This window comes from Kitasatospora sp. NPDC041917, from assembly GCF_055589745.1.
The window spans coordinates 33,643-47,000 of the sequence record NZ_JBVJBI010000041.1 but is presented as its reverse complement, the minus strand read 5'-3'; the positions used below and the strand labels follow the sequence as shown (position 1 = coordinate 47,000).

The window sequence follows — 13,358 nt, the reverse complement described above, 5'->3', positions numbered from 1 at the left end:
CGGTGTCCGCGACTCCACGAAACACGCATGTCAGGACTCTCGCCACCGGCCCCACCGCGTGTGACAATTCCGCGATGACCAGGGCTGCGGACCCCCACCTTGCGCAACCCGTCGCCGACGCTGCGCGACCCGACGACCCCGAACTGGCCGCGCGCGCCGCCGAGCTGGTGCGGGACGCCGTGCTCGGTGACCTCGCCCGCCGGGTGGTGGCCGAGTGCGGCGTCGACGTCGGCCTGGTCGGCGTGCCCGAGCCGCTGCCCGGCAGCCGCCCCGACAGCGAGGGCATGGTGCTGCGGCACTGGGCCGGCACCCGGGCCGACCTGCTGCACGACGTCCCCGTCCCGGCCGGACTCGGCCTCGGCGGCCGGGCGCTCGCCGAGCGCTCGCCGACCTGGGTGCCCGACTACCGTGCGGCGACGACGATTTCGCACCACTACGACGCGGCCGTGGCCGCCGAGGACCTGTACGCGATGCTCACCGTCCCGCTGATGGACGGCGGCACCGTGCACGGCGTGGTGTACGCCTCGCTGCGCACCGTCGTCCCGTTCGGGGACGTGCGGATCTCCGCGGTCGGCACGCTGGCGAGGGCGGCGGCCCGGGCGCTCGCCGGGGCCGCCGCCTGGAGTCGCGAGCGGCCCCGGAAGGCCGCCCCCGTAGCGCCGTTGACCCCGCGCGAGCACGAGGTGCTGCGCTGGGCGGCGACCGGCCGGACCAACCCGGAGATCGCCGCCCGACTGGGCCTGACCTGCAACACGGTGACGGGCTACCTCAAGTCCGCGATGCGCAAGCTCGGCGTCCGCAACCGGACCGAACTCGCCCTCGCGGCGAGGGAGTCGGGGCTCGTCAGTTGACCTGGCGCTCCCGCCCGGTCCAGTACGGCTCGCGCAGCCGGAACTTCTGCAGCTTCCCGGTGGCGGTGCGCGGCAGGGCATCCCGGAACTCCACCGTGGTGGGCGACTTGTAGCCGGCCAGCCGCTGCTTGCAGTGCGCGATCAACTCGGCCTCGGTGACCGCCTCGTGGCCTTCCCGGAGCACCACCAGCGCCTTCACCGTCTCGCCCCACTTCTCGTGCGGCACGCCGATCACCGCCGTCTCGGCGACCGCCGGATGGTCGTACAGGCAGTCCTCCACCTCGATCGAGGAGACGTTCTCCCCGCCGCTGATGATGACGTCCTTCTTGCGGTCGGAGATGGTCAGCTGCCCGTCCGTGAGGGTGCCGCCGTCGCCGGTGTGGAACCAGCCGTCCCGCAGTGCCTCGGCCGAGGCATCCGGCTGCTGCCAGTAGCCGTCCAGGACGGTGTTGGAGCGCACCAGCACCTCCCCGGAGGGATCCACCCGCAGCTGGGTGCCGAGCGCCGGGGCGCCCGCCTGCACCAGCTTCTCGGCCCGCTCGGCGGCCGGCAGCGCGTCCCACTCGGCCCGGGTGCGGTTGACCGTGACCGCGGGGGAGGTCTCGGTCAGGCCGTACAGCTGCATGAACTCCCAGCCCAGCTGCTCCTCGACCTGCTGCACCACCGAGGTCGGCGGCGGGGCGCCGGCCACGATCATCCGCACCCGGTCCCGGCCGGGCACCGGGCCGTCCCGGTCGGCGGCCGCGTCCAGCACCATCTGGACCACGGCCGGCGCGCCGGACAGGAAGGTCACCCCGTGCCGCTCGACCCGGCGCAGGATCTCCGCGCCGTCCACCTTGCGCAGCACGATGTGCCGGGCGCCCAGGCCGGTGAGCGAGAACGGCAGGCCCCAGCCGTTGGCGTGGAACATCGGCAGGGTGTGCAGGTAGACGTCCCGGTCGTTCGCGCCGTAGTGCAGGCCCATCAGCGTCGCGTTCAGCCAGATGTTGCGGTGGGTGAGCTGAACGCCCTTGGGGCGGGCGGTGGTTCCGCTGGTGTAGTTGATGGTGGCGGTGTCGTTCTCGTCCACCGCGTACCGCCGCGGGGTGCCGTCGAAGTCGTACAGCACGGCGTCGCTGTCCGCGCCCAGCACGAACTTGTGCTTGGCCACCACCCCGTGCAGGGAGTCGGCGACCTCGGGGTCGACCAGCAGCACCGAGGCGCCGCTCTGCTCGACGATGTACGACACCTCCTCGGCCTTCAGCCGGAAGTTCACCGGCACCAGCACCCGGCCGTGCCCGCTCACCCCGAAGAAGGAGGTCAGCAGCCGGGCCGAGTTGTGCGAGACGACCGCGACCCGCTCGCCCGGCCCGACGCCGAGCCGGTCCAGCCCGGCGGCCTGGGCCCGGGCCAGCTCGGCGACCCTGCGGTAGCTCAGCTCGCCCCAGGATTCGGCCGGCTGTACCGGCTCGTCGACGATGCCGACCCGGTCGCCGTAGACCAGCTCGGCCCGGTCGAGGAAGTCCATCACGGAGAGTGGAATCTGCATGCGCCCACTGTCCTCCCCCGCCCGCGCCCTGCACACCCCCGAACGGGGGTGTCACCCGCCCGTGGGCACCGGATCCGCCTCCCCGGCCGCCGTCAGCGCCGCCACCAGCCGGTCGCGGGCCTCCGTCTGGGCGGCGATCCGGCGCTCCAGCACCGCCAGCCGCTCCCGGGCGATCCCCAGCACCCGCGCGGACGGCCGGCCCGCCAGCACGTCCCCGTCCAGGCACCCCAGCAGCGGCCGGAGGTCCTCCAGGGTGAGCCCGGCGGCGACCAGCGCGCGGATGTTGCGCACCCGGACGACCGCCGACTCGCCGTACTCGCGGTAGCCGTTCGGCGCCCGCCCGGACTCGATCAGCCCGGCCTGCTCGTAGTGCCGCAGAGCGCGCGCGGTACTGCCCGTCCGGGCCGCCAGCTCGCCGATCCGCACCGCCACCCGTCCCCTCCCGGTCAGCCCACCAGCGCGCCGCCGTCCACCGAGAACACTACGCCGGTCACGAACGCGGCCTGCGGCGAGGCCAGTTGGGTGATCGCCCAGGCCACCTCCGCCGGGCGGCCGATCCGGCCCAGCGGGGTGTGCTCGATCTGCCACCGCCGGATCGCCGCCCGCTGCTCGGGGCCGTACCCGGAGTGCTCGCCGATCGGCGTGTCGATCGCCCCGGGCGCCACCGCCACCACCCGGACCCCGCGCGGCGCCAGCTCCACCGCCCAGCTGCGGGTGACCGTCTCCAGTGCCGCCTTGCTCGCCGCGTACACCGAGTTGCCCGGCCAGCCCCGCTGCCCGACGGCCGTGCTGACGTTGACCACCACGCCCCGGCTCCGCTCCAGCTCGGGCAGCGCGGCCTGCCCGAGCAGCACCGGGGCGACCAGGTTGGTGGCCAGCAGCGCCTCGACGCCCGCCCGGTCGAAGTCGCCGAGGCCCTGCCGGCTCTGCACGATCGCGGCATTGTTGACCAGCACGTCCAGCCGCCCGAACCGCTCCACGGCCACCCGGACGATCTCCTCCGGGGCGTCCGGCCCGGTCACGTCCGCGGTCAGCGGCTCGATCAGCGCCGGGTGCGCGGCCGCCGTCCCGGCCAGCGGTTCGAGCCGCCGTCCCACCGCCAGCACCCGCGCCCCCTCGGCCGCGAAGGCCCGCGCCGTCTCCCGCCCGATCCCCGTCCCGGCCCCGGTGACCACCACGACCCTGCCCCGCGTCCCGCTCTCGTCGTTCATGTCCCCACCCTGCGACCCTGCCGCCAACGTCAGGGTCAAGCGGGAGCCCCGCCCGCCGCTCGCCGAACCCGCCGCTCGCCGAACCCGGCGCTCGCCGAACCCGGCGCGAACAGCGGGCCCGGGCCCGCTGTTCGCGCCCCAGCCTGCTAGGAAGGTCGCAACGCACGGTCCAACCACGGGGAGCACACCCATGAACGATCAACGGTCCGGCCCGCTCTACGAGGCCGTCGGCGGCATCGACGCCCTGCGCCGGCTCAGCCGCACCTTCTACCGGGACGTCCTCGCCGACCCCCTGCTCGCCCCGGTCTTCGCCGACTTCACCCCCACCCACATCGAGCGCGTCGCGGTCTGGCTGGCCGAGGTCTTCGGCGGCCCGGCGGGCTACACCGGTGAACTGGGCGGTCACCAGGCGCTGCTCCGCGCCCACCTGGGCCTGGCCATCACCGAGGAGCAGCGGCTGCGCTGGATGGAGCTGATGGCCGAGGCCGTCCGCGCGGAGCTGCCCGAGGACGAGCTGCTGCGCCGCCGGGTGCTGGAGTACTTCGACTGGGGCACCAGGATCGCCGAGGACGTCTCCGCCTCCCCGGTCGGCACCGACCTCGGCGATCCCGGCCCGACCCCGCGCTGGGGCTGGGATGGTCTCAAGTGACCGTCGCCGCACTGCCGATGGCCGACGGCCTGCTGCTGCGCCCCTTCGAGGACGCCGACGCGCCGGCCCTGATCGAGGCCTACCGGGACGAGACCCTGCGCCGCTTCCTCCGTACCCTGGTGGACGACGCCGACCAGGCCGCGCACTGGCTGCGCGCCCAGGAGGAGGGCCGGGCGGCCGGCACCCGGTACAGCTTCGCCGTCCTGGACGGCGGCGAGCTGGTCGGCAACGTCGCGCTCAAGTACCCCGCCCCCGGCGGGGGGACGGCCGAGGTGGGGTACTGGACGGCCGCCCCGGCCCGCGGCCGGGGCGTGGCCCCGCGCGCGGTGGAGGCCCTCACCACCTGGGCCTTCGCCACCTTCGCCGAGGACGGTCTGCGCCGGATCGACCTGCTCCATGCGGGCGACAACCACGCCTCCTGCCGGGTCGCGGAGAAGAGTGGCTACGCCTTCACGGAGATCGTCCCGGCCTTCCCGCCGTACCCGCTGGACGGGCACCGGCACTCCCGGAAAAGGCTGGACGACATCGAACGGTGCAGGTGAGAGTGGACGCATGGCTTCTCTGGTACGACATGTGACGATCGACTGCGCAGACCCGCACGCCCTGGCCGCCTTCTGGGCCCGGGCGCTGGAGGGCACCCTGGGCGAGGACGACAACCCCGGTGACGACGAGGCGCTGGTGGACTCCGCCGGCGCCTCGCTGCTCTTCATCCGGGTGCCCGAGGGCAAGTCGGTGAAGAACCGGACCCACCTCGACCTCCAGCCGCAGGACCGCGGCCGGGACGAGGAGGTGGAGCGCCTGGTCGCCCTGGGCGCCACCGTGCTGGCCGACCACCGCACCCCGGACGGCAAGGGCTGGGTCACCCTGGCCGACCCCGAGGGCAACGAGTTCTGCGTCGAGCGCAGCGAGGCCGAGCGGGTCGCGACCGGGGCCGCCTGACCGGTCGGACCGGCCTCAGTCCGGCCACTCGCCCACGGCCGCCCGCCAGATCCACGAGGACTTGCGCGGGCGGCCGTTCAGTTCCCCTCGCCCGGTGCACCAGAGCAGGACCTCCGCCGGGTGGGCGGCCGGCTCCTGCGGCGCGTGCGGGAAGAGCCGGTCGAGCACGAGGCGGCACAGCTCGGCGGGCGGCCGCCAGGGCAGGCCGAGGCCGCTGGTGATGTCGTGGGTGTGCAGCAGGGTCTCGGCGACGCCCATGGCGGCGAAGCCGGACGGATCGCAGGGCCCGTGGTGGTAGGCGCGCAGCTCGGGCGGGGCGGCGTCCAGGGCGGTGGCGAGGAGCTGCCCGGCGGCGGTGACCACGGTGAGCACCCGGGCCGGGTCGGCCTCGGGCCGGACGGTGAGGTCCAGCGGCAGGTAGCGGTCCCGGGGGCGGGCGGCGAGCTGGCCGGCGTAGGCGAGCAGGTCGTGGGCGATGTGGGCGGCGGTGTCGCGGCAGCTCCACTCCAGGAGCCCGGCGGGCAGGTCCCAGTCGCGGTCCGCGGTGTGCGGGGCGAGGGCCGCCAGCGAGGCTTCCAGGGCGGTTCGTACGGCGTCGCCGTTGCGCATGATCACTCCTTCGACGGAGCGTCACACGATAAACCAGGCAGCGGGGTCAGGGCAGCCCGGGTGCACCGGCGGGCGCCCCGCCGGCCGTTCCTCGCGCGGAACCCCGGGGGGTCCCGCACGAGGGGTTCAGCCCAGCTGGATCGAGCGCTTGGCCAGGCCCATCCAGAACCCGTCGATGACGCTGCGCTGGCTGTCCAGGTCGCCCTCGCCGGCGCCGAGGGTGACGAACAGCGGGGCGAAGTGCTCGGTGCGGGGGTGGGCGAGGCGTCCGGCCGGGGCCTTGTGCTCGAAGTCGAGCAGTGCGTCCAGGTCGTGGGCCTCCAGGGCGCGCCGGCCCCAGTCGTCGAACTCGGCCATCACCGAGGTGATCCGGCCGTCGTTGCTGAGCGCCCGGAGGTTGTGGGTGAAGAAGCCGCTGCCGACGATCAGCACGCCCTCGTCGCGGAGCGGGGCGAGCTTGCGGCCGATCTCCATCAGCCGCTGCGGGTCGAGGGTGGGCAGCGAGACCTGGAGCACCGGGACGTCGGCGTCCGGGTACATCTCCACCAGCGGGACGTATGCGCCGTGGTCGAGTCCGCGCTCGGGGATGTCCTGGACGGGCGTGCCGGGGGCGCGCAGCAGCTTGCGCACGCGTTCGGCGAGTTCCGGTGCGCCGGGGGCGGCGTACTGGACCCGGTAGTAGTGCTCGGGGAAGCCCCAGAAGTCGTACACCAGCGGGACGGTGGTGACGGCGCCGAGGGCGAGCGGGGCCTCCTCCCAGTGGGCGGAGACCATGAGGACCGCCTTGGGCCGGGGCAGGTCGGCGGACCAGGCGGCCAGTTCGCCCGGCCAGACCGGGTCGTCGGCCAGCGGCGGCGCGCCGTGCGACAGGTACAGGGCGGGCATGCGCTCGGGGGCCGCGGTGCTCATGGCGTCCTCCTCGGGACCGTTCGACAGGTGGTAGTTCAAATTTGAACCGTCTACGGGATCGACGGTACACCTTCGTTCGAATTTGAACAACAGGAGTAGGCTTCACCCCATGTCCTCACTGAACGAACCCCGCTGGCTGGACCCGGACGAGGCGGCCGCCTGGCGGGGCTTCGTCGTCGCGAGCAACCTGCTGAACCGGCGGCTGGAACGCCAGCTCAAGGAGGACTCCGGGCTCTCCCACCAGCAGTACGAGATCCTGGTGCACCTGTCCGCGGCCCCCGGCGGCTCGCTGCGGATGACCGAACTCGCCGACAAGCTGGTCACCTCCAAGAGCGGCCTGACCTACCAGGTCACCCAGCTGGAGCGGGCCGGCCTGGTCGCCCGCCGCTCCTGTCCCAGCGACGTGCGCGGCGTCATCGCCGAACTCACCGACCAGGGGCGGGAGGCGCTGCGCCAGGCCGCGCCCGGACACGTCGCCCTGGTGCGCGAGCTGCTGATCGACGTGCTCACCCGCGAGCAGCTCGCCGTGCTCGCCGAGGGTCTCGGTACGGTCAGTGCCCGGCTGCGCCTGGAGGACGCCTAGCCTGCCGCGGGACCCGGTCGTCCGCCCTCCGCCCCGTCCGCCGTCCGCCCCGTCCGCCGTCCGCCGCAGTTCGACGGCGACTGATCGCAGATTCCGACGGTACAGGGGGTTCGCCATCGCAATTGCGGATGAATGGCGGCATCCATCCTGGCAGTTGCGAATGCCCGAGCGGCCCCTCGGGTAGTCCTCCTCGCGGGCCGCGGTGCCGTGGCCCGCGAGGAGGGAGCACCCATGACCCCGGCGAGACCCACCGTCCGACTCCACGGCCACCTCGACCGCCCCGCCGAGCTGACGGTGGCGCAACTGCGCGCCCTCCCCGCCCGCCGGGTCGAGGTCGGTTTCGACTGCCGGAGCGCGGGCGAGCAGCGCCACGGCTACGAGGGCCCGACACTGCTGGACGTGCTGCGCGCCGCCCGCCCGCGGATCGACTTCTCCGGCCGCAAGCAGCGGCTGCGCTTCCTGCTCTCGGTGGCCGGCGCCGACGGCCACCGGGCGGTGGTTTCCTGGGCCGAGATCGACCCGGACTTCGGCGGCCAGCAGATCCTGCTCGCCACCAGCATGGACGGCGCCCCGCTGGACGCGGCCGGCCCGCAGCTCGTCGTCCCCGACGACCGCTGCGGCGCCCGCTACGTCAGCTCCGTCACCGCCGTCTGGCTCGGCCCTCTCGGCGACCCGGCGCCCCCCGCGGCCTGACGCCCGGCCGCCCGTCCCACGGGCCCTGCGGCCCCGGCCCGGCGGCCGCACGCCGGAAGGGCCGGACGGCGGTCCGAAAACACTCGCCGGAGCCGGGTTTCCGTGCCAACATGCCCCATATGGGGACGATTCTTCACGGCACCTTGGTCACGCTCCGCCCGGCCACCGGCGAGGACATCCCGGCGTTGGCGGCCATCCGCGGCACGCCCGAGGTGTTCTCCCGCTGGCGGGGCGGCGACGACCTGGCCGGCGAGGTCGCCAACGACCTGGAATCGCCCGGCACCGAGACCTTCGCGATCGACCTCGGCGGCAAGGTGGTCGGTGCCATCCAGTGGTACGCCAACAACGACGACGAGTACCGGCACGCCGGGATGGACCTCTACCTCGATCCGACGGTGCACGGCCTGGGCCTGGGCACCGACGCCGTGCGCACGATGGCCAGGCACCTGGTGCACGACCACCACTACCACCGGCTGGTGATCGACCCGGCGGAGGACAACCTCGCCGCGATCCGCTGCTACACCAAGGTCGGCTTCCGCACCGTCGGCACCATGCGCCAGTACGAGCGCGGCCCGGACGGCACCTGGCACGACAACCTGCTGATGGACCTGCTCGCGGACGAACTGCTCGAAGGCTGAGCGGCCCCGGATCCTCTCGCCGTCGGTCTGCGCCCCCGGCGCCCCGGGGGTCAGGCCGGCGGGCAGCCGCAGGAGCGCCGGACCACCAGCTGGGCCGGGAAGGTGCGGGCGCCCCGGGCACGGCGCTCCGGCCCGCCGAGGACGAGTTCCAGCGCGGCGCGGGCCATCTCGTCCTGCGCCGTGGTGACGGTGGTCAGGGCGGGCCCGGCGATCACCGCCTCGGCGATGTCGTCGAAGCCGGCCACCGCGAGGTCCTCCGGCACCCGGATGCCGAGGTCGTCGGCGGCCCGCAGCAGGCCGATCGCCTGGTCGTCCGTCGTGCAGAACACGGCGGACGGCCGGTCGGGCCGGGCGAGCAGGGCGAGCGCCTCGGCGTGCGCCCGGACCCGGTCGAACGGGGCCGGGACGAGCCGCCCGTCGACGGGCAGCCCGGCCTCCTCCAGCGCGGCGGCCCAGCCGGCCGTCCGCCCGGTGACCGGGTCGTGCGGGCTGAGCGCGAGGGTGCCGCCGAAGCAGTGCACCTCGGCGTGGCCGTGCCCGAGCAGGTGGCGGACCACCTCGCGGGCGCCGCCCTCGTCGTCCGCGACCACGGCGACGCCGCCGATGCTCTCCGCCCGGTGGTGCAGCAGCACGACGGGGGTGCCGTCGGCCACGTCGAAGCCGGTCAGCCCGGGGGTGGCCGGGTCCTGGGTGACCAGGATCAGACCGTCCACCTGCATCCCGAGGAAGGCGCGGATGTAGTGGGCCTCGCGTTCGTCGGCGTAGTCGGAGTTGCCGATCAGCAGCAGCCGGCCGTGCTCGGCGGCGGCCTGCTCGACGGCGTGCGCGAGCCCGGCGAAGAACGGCTGGCGGGCGTCCGGCACGACCATCCCGAGCAGGTCGGTCCGCCGTCGGGCCATCGCCTGGGCGACCCGGTTCGGCCGGTAGCCGAGCTCCTCGACCGCCGCGAGCACCCGCGCCCGGGTCGCCGCCGCCACCGGCCGCGGCCCGTCGTTGATCACATAACTCACGACCGCCGTGGACGTCCCCGCCACCCGCGCCACATCGTCCCGTGTCACCCTCGCCATGACCGTTGAGCCTACACAGCCCCTGCGACCAGCCTGTTTGCCGAGTCTTCGGCCGGCGTCCGGCCGCCCCGATCGGCCCCGTGCCGGGCACAAGTGCCAGTTAGGCCGCGTCGGGCACGACCACCGTGAGCGAGGTCTCCTGGAGCAGGAAGCCCAGCGACTCGTAGAGCCGGCGGGCCGGGTTGCCCTCGGACACCACGAGGGTCACGTCGGCGAGCCCGCGTGCGGCGGCGTCCCCGACGGTGCGGCGCAGCAGGTCGGCGCCGAGGCCGCGGTAGCCGCGCTCCGGGTGGCGGAAGACGTCGGCGATCCACGGCCGGCCGTCGCGGTCGGTGAGGATCAGCCCGGCGACCACGCGGTCCTCGGCGTCCACCGCCAGCAGGCTGGACGGCAGTACCGGGCCGATGACCTTCCCTTCGAGCAGCAGGCCGAGCCGCTCGGCCAGCACCTGGGCCTTCTCACCCGGGTAGAAGTCGACGTGGCCGGGGTGGAACGCGCCCCGCCAGGCCTCGTACAGCTCCTCGGGCGCGCGGTCGCAGGGCACCGTCCGCAGGCCCTCGCGCAGCGGCGTCCCGGCCCAGTCGGCGGGCGGGGGATCGGCGCGCAGGTCGCGGCGGAAGGTGTGGGCGTGCCGCAGCACCCGCGCGCCGTGCGTCACCAGCTCCTGCCCGAGCGCGGGAGGGCCGGAGACCACCCAGCCGGGCAGCTCGGCCCGGATGAACCCGGCGGCGTCCACCGATCCGTCCAGGACCTCCAGCAGGTCGGCCCAGGGCCGCCCCTCCCGCTCGTCCAGCAGGTAGCGCAGCACCGGCTCGCCGTCGGCACCGCGCCTGACCACCCAGTCCTCGGCCATGGCCCACCCCACAATCGTGCGATCGTTCGTCGGCGGCCCATGCTCACCGAGGCCCGGCCGTCCGGCAACCGGTTATTTCAGGCCACCACCGCGGCCCGGACGCAGAGCACGTCCGGCAGGTGGGAGAGCAGCAGCGACCAGCTCTCGCCCTCGTCCCGGCTGCCGTACACCTCGCCGGTCCGGTTGCCGAAGTAGATGCCCGCCGGGTCGGCGTCGTCGGTGCGCAGGGCGTCGCGCAGCACGATGCCGTAGTGGTCCTCGCCGGGCAGGCCCTGGGCGAGCTGCTGCCAGCTGGTGCCGCCGTCGGTGGTGCGGAAGACCCGGCAGCGGCGGCCGGGCGGGATGCGGTCGTCCGAGCCGCCGAGCGGGAAGAGGTAGGCGGTGCCGGCCCGGCGCGGGTGGGCGGCCACGGCGAAGCCGAACTCGGCGGGCAGCCCGTCCACGATCGAGCGCCAGCCGGCGCCCCAGTCGTCGCTGCGGTAGACGCCGCCGTGGTTCTGGAGGTAGAGCCGGTCCGGGTGGACGGGGTCCTGGGCGATCTTGTGCACGCACTGGCCGAACTCGGGGTACTGGCCCTCCTCCGGGAGGAACTCGGCGCGCAGGCCGGTGTTGGAGGGCTGCCAGCTGTCGCCGCCGTCCTTGCTGCGGTAGACGCCGCCGCTGGAGACGGCGACCAGCAGCCGCTGCGGGTCGCGCGGGTCGGTCAGGATGGTGTGCAGGCCCTGGCCGCCGTACCCGGCGCCCCACTGCGACCGCTGCGGGTGGTTCCAGAGCGGCTCGACCAGCGCGAAGCTCTCGCCGCCGTCGGTGGAGCGGAACAGCGCGGCCGGTTCGGTGCCCGCGTAGACGACGCCGGGGGCCTCCGCCCCGGCGGGCTGGAGCTGCCAGACCCGGGTGAGCGAGGCGCCGGTGGACTCGGGGAAGCGGATGGCCGGCCGCGGCGGCTCGTACCAGCCGGCGCCGAGGTCGTCGGAGCGCCAGACCGAGGGGCCCCAGTGGCTGCTGTCGGCGCCGACCAGCACTCTGGTCCGGCCGTCGCGGCGGTCGATGGAGACCGAGTAGATCGCGTTCATCGGGAAGTGCGGCCCGCTGAACTCCCACGTCAGCCGGTCGCGGCTGCGGCCGAGAAAGAGGCCCTTCTCGGTTCCGACGGCCAACAGCACCTCGGTCATGCCTCACACCACCTGGTCATGTGCACGGCCCCCCCGGGACGGCCCCTCCGACCGCCAGTGTCCCGCCGACCACCGGCGGCCACATCTCGCCGCGCCGGTCACCCGGGAGGCCGACACGAACGAGGGCCGTCCGGGGGCCCGCGGGAGCGCCGGCCGCCCGGGTTGCCCGCCCGCGGGAGCGCCGCCCGCCCGCCCGCGGACCGTAGGTCGCTACCCCCGGCAGTCCTCCAGCAGCCGCAGCCAGACCTCGCTGATCGTCGGGTACGAGGGCACCGCGTGCCAGAGCCGGTCGATCGGCACCTCGCCGACCACCGCGACGGTGGCCGAGTGCAGCAGTTCGGCCACCCCGGGGCCGACCAGGCAGGCGCCGACGAGCACCTTCCGGTCCAGGTCGAAGACCACCCGGGCCCGGCCGCGGTAGTCGTCGCCGTAGAGCGAGGCCCCGGCGACGGAGCCGATCTCGTGGTCGACGGTCTTCACCCGCAGCCCGGCCGCCTCGGCGGCGGCGCGGGTCAGACCGACGGCGGCGACCTCCGGCTGGGTGAACACCACCTGGGGCGCGCCCGCGAGGTCGGCGGACGCGGCGTGCGCGCCCCAGCGCGAGGTGTCCAGCGGGAGCCCCTGGGCGCGGGCGGCGATCGCCGCGCCGGTGATTCGGGCCTGGTACTTGCCCTGGTGGGTGAGCAGCGCCCGGTGGTTGACGTCCCCGGCGGCGTAGAGCCACTCGCCGTCCACACCGAGCACCGTGCAGCTGTCGTCCACCTCCAGCCAGTCGCCCGGCTTCAGGCCGACCTGCTCCAGCCCGACGTCGGCGGTGCGCGGGGCCCGGCCGGTCGCGTACAGCACCTGGTCGACGGTCAGCGTCCCGCCGCCGTCGAGGGCGAGGGTCACCGGCCCGGAGCCGTCCGCCCGCTCCAGCGCGGTGACCTCGGTGCCGAAGCGGAGGTCGACCCCGGCGGCCCGCAGGCCCTCTGCGACCAGCTCGCCCGCGAACGGCTCCATCCTCGGCAGCAGTCCGTCACCGCGCACCAGCAGCGTCACCTCGGAGCCGAGCGCCCGCCAGGCGGCGGCCATCTCCACCCCGACCACCCCGCCACCGACCACGGCCAGCCGCCCGGGGACGGTCTGCGAGCCGGTGGCCTCCCGGTTGGTCCACGGGTGGGCCTCGGCGAGCCCCGGCACGTGCGCGGGCAGCACCGGGCGGCTGCCGGTGCACACCACGACGGCGTGCCGGGCGGTGAGCACCCGCTCGCTGCCGTCCTCGGCCTCCACCGTCACCGTCCGCTCCCCGGCCAGCCGGCCGTGGCCGCGGACCAGCTCGATGCCGGTGTCCCGCAGCCACCGCACCTGGCCGTCGTCCTTCCAGCCGGAGGCGAAGGAGTTCCGCCGGGCCAGCACCGCGGTCGGGTCCAGCCGTCGGCCGTCGACCGCCTCCCGGGAGCCGGCCACCGCGCGGGCGTCGGCCAGCGCGGCCACCGGCCGCAGCAGCGCCTTGCTGGGCATGCAGGCCCAGTACGAGCACTCGCCGCCGACCAGCTCGGCCTCCACGATCACGGTGCTCAGCCCTGCGGCGACCGTCCGGTCGGCCACGTTCTCGCCGGTCGGACCGGCTCCCAGGACGATGACGTCGTACTCCTCGGCGGTGCTGGTCATGCC

Annotated in this window: 16 protein-coding genes; 7 read left to right on the top strand and 9 right to left on the bottom strand. The window is 74.8% G+C overall.

Annotation, left to right across the window (positions count from 1 at the left end):
- Positions 1-74: 74 nt before the first annotated feature.
- A complete protein-coding gene (locus tag ACZ6EM_RS33185) occupies positions 75-851 on the top strand; it encodes a helix-turn-helix transcriptional regulator (RefSeq protein WP_401048956.1) in 777 nt (258 codons plus the stop codon).
- Here the strand turns inward: ACZ6EM_RS33185 and ACZ6EM_RS33180 are convergent.
- Genes ACZ6EM_RS33180 through ACZ6EM_RS33170 form a run of 3 tightly spaced genes read right to left on the bottom strand, consistent with a single transcriptional unit; the run spans position 844 to position 3,590 of the window.
- The gene (locus ACZ6EM_RS33180) at positions 844-2,379 is read right to left on the bottom strand and encodes an AMP-binding protein (protein ID WP_465773992.1); all 1,536 of its coding nucleotides are present in this window, start codon (positions 2,377-2,379) and stop codon (positions 844-846) included. The two genes, ACZ6EM_RS33185 and ACZ6EM_RS33180, sit on opposite strands and share 8 nt — an antisense overlap.
- A 51-nt stretch (positions 2,380-2,430) precedes the next feature.
- Positions 2,431-2,805: a MerR family transcriptional regulator gene (locus tag ACZ6EM_RS33175; protein WP_401048962.1), complete on the bottom strand. Its 375-nt coding sequence runs from the start codon at positions 2,803-2,805 to the stop codon at positions 2,431-2,433.
- A gap of 20 nt (positions 2,806-2,825) precedes the next feature.
- Entirely contained in the window at positions 2,826-3,590 is a 765-nt protein-coding gene (locus ACZ6EM_RS33170; protein ID WP_465773991.1) for an SDR family NAD(P)-dependent oxidoreductase, read from the bottom strand.
- A 190-nt stretch (positions 3,591-3,780) separates the two neighbouring features.
- Between ACZ6EM_RS33170 and ACZ6EM_RS33165 the strand changes: the two genes are divergently transcribed.
- Genes ACZ6EM_RS33165 through ACZ6EM_RS33155 form a run of 3 tightly spaced genes read left to right on the top strand, consistent with a single transcriptional unit; the run spans position 3,781 to position 5,178 of the window.
- Positions 3,781-4,239: a group II truncated hemoglobin gene (locus ACZ6EM_RS33165; RefSeq protein WP_465773990.1), complete on the top strand. Its 459-nt coding sequence runs from the start codon at positions 3,781-3,783 to the stop codon at positions 4,237-4,239.
- On the top strand, positions 4,236-4,781 hold the full coding sequence (locus tag ACZ6EM_RS33160) for a GNAT family N-acetyltransferase (RefSeq protein WP_465773989.1): 546 nt from the start codon (positions 4,236-4,238) through the stop codon (positions 4,779-4,781). The genes ACZ6EM_RS33165 and ACZ6EM_RS33160 overlap by 4 nt, the downstream gene beginning before the upstream one ends.
- A gap of 10 nt (positions 4,782-4,791) precedes the next feature.
- The gene (locus ACZ6EM_RS33155; RefSeq protein ID WP_401047868.1) at positions 4,792-5,178 is read left to right on the top strand and encodes a VOC family protein; all 387 of its coding nucleotides are present in this window, start codon (positions 4,792-4,794) and stop codon (positions 5,176-5,178) included.
- A gap of 15 nt (positions 5,179-5,193) precedes the next feature.
- Here ACZ6EM_RS33155 and ACZ6EM_RS33150 read toward each other — a convergent pair whose 3' ends face one another.
- Positions 5,194-5,787: a maleylpyruvate isomerase N-terminal domain-containing protein gene (locus ACZ6EM_RS33150; protein WP_465773988.1), complete on the bottom strand. Its 594-nt coding sequence runs from the start codon at positions 5,785-5,787 to the stop codon at positions 5,194-5,196.
- 126 nt (positions 5,788-5,913) lie between these two features.
- Entirely contained in the window at positions 5,914-6,696 is a 783-nt protein-coding gene (locus ACZ6EM_RS33145) for a dioxygenase family protein (RefSeq protein ID WP_401047874.1), read from the bottom strand.
- 118 nt (positions 6,697-6,814) lie between these two features.
- On the opposite strand from ACZ6EM_RS33145, the gene ACZ6EM_RS33140 reads away from it, so the two are divergent.
- The 3 genes from ACZ6EM_RS33140 to ACZ6EM_RS33130 all read left to right on the top strand — a co-directional run bounded on the left by ACZ6EM_RS33140 (position 6,815) and on the right by ACZ6EM_RS33130 (position 8,610).
- The gene (locus ACZ6EM_RS33140) at positions 6,815-7,279 is read left to right on the top strand and encodes a MarR family winged helix-turn-helix transcriptional regulator (RefSeq protein WP_359900199.1); all 465 of its coding nucleotides are present in this window, start codon (positions 6,815-6,817) and stop codon (positions 7,277-7,279) included.
- A gap of 231 nt (positions 7,280-7,510) precedes the next feature.
- Entirely contained in the window at positions 7,511-7,972 is a 462-nt protein-coding gene (locus ACZ6EM_RS33135; protein WP_359900154.1) for a molybdopterin-dependent oxidoreductase, read from the top strand.
- Positions 7,973-8,091: 119 nt separating this feature from the next.
- Positions 8,092-8,610 (top strand): GNAT family N-acetyltransferase, encoded by a 519-nt coding sequence (locus tag ACZ6EM_RS33130; protein WP_387692815.1) that lies wholly within the window; start codon positions 8,092-8,094, stop codon positions 8,608-8,610.
- Positions 8,611-8,660: 50 nt separating this feature from the next.
- Here the strand turns inward: ACZ6EM_RS33130 and ACZ6EM_RS33125 are convergent, their stop codons facing one another.
- The 4 genes from ACZ6EM_RS33125 to ACZ6EM_RS33110 all read right to left on the bottom strand — a co-directional run bounded on the left by ACZ6EM_RS33125 (position 8,661) and on the right by ACZ6EM_RS33110 (position 13,355).
- A complete protein-coding gene (locus ACZ6EM_RS33125) occupies positions 8,661-9,677 on the bottom strand; it encodes a LacI family DNA-binding transcriptional regulator (RefSeq protein ID WP_401047878.1) in 1,017 nt (338 codons plus the stop codon).
- A gap of 100 nt (positions 9,678-9,777) precedes the next feature.
- Entirely contained in the window at positions 9,778-10,530 is a 753-nt protein-coding gene (locus ACZ6EM_RS33120) for a GNAT family N-acetyltransferase (protein ID WP_359900162.1), read from the bottom strand.
- A gap of 77 nt (positions 10,531-10,607) precedes the next feature.
- The gene (locus ACZ6EM_RS33115; RefSeq protein WP_401047881.1) at positions 10,608-11,702 is read right to left on the bottom strand and encodes a WD40/YVTN/BNR-like repeat-containing protein; all 1,095 of its coding nucleotides are present in this window, start codon (positions 11,700-11,702) and stop codon (positions 10,608-10,610) included.
- 210 nt (positions 11,703-11,912) lie between these two features.
- Positions 11,913-13,355: a dihydrolipoyl dehydrogenase family protein gene (locus ACZ6EM_RS33110; RefSeq protein WP_465773987.1), complete on the bottom strand. Its 1,443-nt coding sequence runs from the start codon at positions 13,353-13,355 to the stop codon at positions 11,913-11,915.
- Between the last annotated feature and the right edge of the window lie 3 nt (positions 13,356-13,358).

Bases quoted from the DNA above. Each gene is read 5' to 3' on its own strand.
- ACZ6EM_RS33185 (WP_401048956.1), top strand. From the start codon at position 75: ATGACCAGGGCTGCGGACCCCCACCTTGCGCAACCCGTCGCCGACGCT.
- ACZ6EM_RS33180 (WP_465773992.1), bottom strand. From the start codon at position 2,379: ATGCAGATTCCACTCTCCGTGATGGACTTCCTCGACCGGGCCGAGCTG.
- ACZ6EM_RS33170 (WP_465773991.1), bottom strand. From the start codon at position 3,590: ATGAACGACGAGAGCGGGACGCGGGGCAGGGTCGTGGTGGTCACCGGG.
- ACZ6EM_RS33165 (WP_465773990.1), top strand. From the start codon at position 3,781: ATGAACGATCAACGGTCCGGCCCGCTCTACGAGGCCGTCGGCGGCATC.
- ACZ6EM_RS33155 (WP_401047868.1), top strand. From the start codon at position 4,792: ATGGCTTCTCTGGTACGACATGTGACGATCGACTGCGCAGACCCGCAC.
- ACZ6EM_RS33150 (WP_465773988.1), bottom strand. From the start codon at position 5,787: ATGCGCAACGGCGACGCCGTACGAACCGCCCTGGAAGCCTCGCTGGCG.
- ACZ6EM_RS33145 (WP_401047874.1), bottom strand. From the start codon at position 6,696: ATGAGCACCGCGGCCCCCGAGCGCATGCCCGCCCTGTACCTGTCGCAC.
- ACZ6EM_RS33135 (WP_359900154.1), top strand. From the start codon at position 7,511: ATGACCCCGGCGAGACCCACCGTCCGACTCCACGGCCACCTCGACCGC.
- ACZ6EM_RS33130 (WP_387692815.1), top strand. From the start codon at position 8,092: ATGGGGACGATTCTTCACGGCACCTTGGTCACGCTCCGCCCGGCCACC.
- ACZ6EM_RS33125 (WP_401047878.1), bottom strand. From the start codon at position 9,677: ATGGCGAGGGTGACACGGGACGATGTGGCGCGGGTGGCGGGGACGTCC.
- ACZ6EM_RS33120 (WP_359900162.1), bottom strand. From the start codon at position 10,530: ATGGCCGAGGACTGGGTGGTCAGGCGCGGTGCCGACGGCGAGCCGGTG.
- ACZ6EM_RS33115 (WP_401047881.1), bottom strand. From the start codon at position 11,702: ATGACCGAGGTGCTGTTGGCCGTCGGAACCGAGAAGGGCCTCTTTCTC.
- ACZ6EM_RS33110 (WP_465773987.1), bottom strand. From the start codon at position 13,355: ATGACCAGCACCGCCGAGGAGTACGACGTCATCGTCCTGGGAGCCGGT.